Annotated in this window: 1 protein-coding gene; it reads right to left on the bottom strand. The window is 44.3% G+C overall.

Annotated features, from left to right (window positions below; genetic code table 11):
• Positions 1 to 2,790, bottom strand: a 2,790-nt coding sequence (locus tag OCK74_RS27715) for a non-ribosomal peptide synthetase (RefSeq protein ID WP_279300370.1), incomplete at both ends; no start/stop codon positions are given.

Below are 2,790 nucleotides of genomic sequence, written 5' to 3' on the forward strand. Positions count from 1 at the left end.
CCAGTAAGTGAGCTTGTGTGCCAATACTTCTCCCTGCAGGTAGTTCCTTTGCCAGAGGGCATAGTCTGCATACTGGAGGGGAAGGGGGTTCAGCTGTGGCGCATGCCCCTGGCTGTAAGCACTGTAAAGCGCTACCAGTTCTCTAACTAATATAGAGGTAGACCAGCCATCGGAGGCTATGTGGTGTAAGACAACAATTAGGATATATTCCTCTGCTTGAAGGTTGATCAACTCTGCACGCAGCATATAGTCCCTGGAAAGATCAAAAGGAGCATTGATTTGCTCTTGTACATATGCATCCAAGAGCTCTTGATCATTTAGTGGTTGATCTTCTTTGTAGGATAGCTTCCAGCCATCAGCTGCTTGTATGTATTGATAGCTCAGGCCTTCTTCTTCAAGGAATATGGTCCTTAACACCTCATGACGATCGATGATGGTTTGGAAAGCAGATGATAGGGCTTCTTTATTTAAGGTTCCTTTTAATCTAAGCACCGCTGGTACATGGTATTGCACACTGCCCTCCAACTGGTCAATGAACCATAAACGCTCCTGGGCAAAGGACAAGGGCAGCCGCTCTGGTCTTTGTACTACAGCTTCAATAGAGGGTAATAACACTTCCCTGTTCTCTGATTGCAGGTGCTCCGCTAGCTGGGCTATGGTGGGATATAAAAAGATGTCTTTGACTAAAAGTTCCACTTGCATTTGCTTGCGCAGAGCAGCAATCATTCGTATGGCTAATAGTGAATGCCCTCCCAGTTCAAAGAAATTATCGTGTATACCTACATTCTCTAAACCTAATAACTGTTGCCAAATATTGACTAACAATTCTTCAGCATCATTTCTCGGCGCTACATACTGAGCGGAAGAACTAACTTCAGGATCTGGTAAGAGTTTTTTATTTACTTTGCCATTAGATGTTAAAGGAACATTGTCCAGCTCCATCCATAAAGTTGGCACCATATATTCTGGCAATAGGCCCCTTAAATAAGTTTTGAGAATTTCCAGGTCAAAGTTTCCCTGCTGTGCAGGTACGACATAACCAACCAACCGGTTGCTATCTTTATCCGCTTTGGCTAATACCACACCCTGGCTTACAAGTCCACTTTGCTGTATTACACTTTCTATTTCTCCTAATTCAATGCGATAACCCCTAATCTTGACCTGCTCATCCCTTCGGCCCATGTACTCTATATTACCATCTGGCATCCAACGGCCAACATCACCTGTACGGTACATCCTTGCTCCTGGTACAAAAGGATTGAGAATGAACTTATCTTTAGTTAACTCCTCCCTATTCAAATAGCCTCTAGCTAAGCCAGCTCCTGCTATGTAAATCTCACCAGCAATACCTATAGGTAGCAATTGTTGTTTCTCATCCAGTATGTGAATCTGGGTATTGTGTATCGGCTTGCCTATGGGAATTACTTGGAGTTGAGATTTTTTACCAGACAGACTCCAATAAGTAACATCAATTGCAGCTTCAGTAGGGCCATATAAATTATGTAATTCAACTTCAGGGAGTTTTTCTTTGAATAGCTCTACCTGTGAGCGTTTTAATGCTTCTCCACTGCATAATACTTTTTTAAGTTCTTTGCAATCGCCGGGCTGCAGATCTGACAAAAAGGTACTTAACATAGAGGGCACAAAGTGCACCATTGTTATCTTCTGACTATCAATAATAAATTTCAGGTAGTGGTTATCTCTATGTCCTTCTGGTTTAGCAAAGACGAGTCTTGATCCAACTAACAAAGGCCACAAGAGCTCCCATACTGATACATCAAAGCAAAACGTTGTCTTTTGCAATACGGCATCGTGAATTGATAAACTGTAATAATCCTGTGCCCAATTTAAACGATTCACTAATGCCTTGTGTTCCACCATGACGCCCTTGGGCGTACCCGTGGAACCGGAGGTATAGATCACATAAGCCAGATGAGAGGCCTGTAGATTGGTTTGTGGGTTGTGAGAGGGCTGTTTACAGATCTCAGTCCATTGCTCCTCCAGACTGATGATGCCAATAGATGATGCAGGTAGCTTCTCTTTACTTTTTTCACTATTTATTACTATTGCAGCTGCAGTATCCTGCAGCATGTAGGCAATGCGATCTAAGGGATACTCAGGATCTATAGGTACATAAGCTGCCCCTGCTTTCAGGATACCTAAGATGCCGATGAGCATCTCTAAGGAACGCTCCAGACAGATAGGCACCAGGGTTTCTTCCTTCACTCCTTTGCCTCTGAGGTAGTGGGCTAATTGATTACTCCTTTCATTGAGCTCTTGATAAGTGAGTTGCTCTTCTTCAAAGACTACCGCAACATGATGCGGTGTCTTTTCTACCTGCTGTTCAAACAAAGCCACAATACTTTTGTCATTGGGATAGGCAGCCTCTGTTTGATTGAAGCCATAGAGCAGCTGGTCTTCTTCTGAAGCAGTTAGCAGGGGTAATCGGGTAATTGGCTGTGCTGCATTTTCAGTGATGCTGTGCAGCAGCTCTTTAAAGTGGGCAATCATGCGTTCAATGGTGGCGGCACTAAATAAATCAGTTCTATAGCTCACTGCACCTTGCAGTCCTTGTGGAGTTTCTGTGAGGAAGAAGGTAAGTTCAAACTTGGCGGTGCTGTGCTCGATCACTTCTCCTGTAAGCTCTACCTCTCCTAACTGAAGACGGGGTACTTCAGGGGTGTTGCGCAGCACCAGCATCACCTGGAACAAAGGAGAGCGGCTCAGGTCCCTTTCCCTGACCACTTCTTCCACCACCTTTTCAAAAGGCACCTCCTGGTGCTCATAAGC

It is taken from the genome of Paraflavisolibacter caeni, assembly GCF_025628885.1.
Taxonomy (GTDB): Bacteria; Bacteroidota; Bacteroidia; order Chitinophagales; family Chitinophagaceae; genus Flavisolibacter; species Flavisolibacter caeni.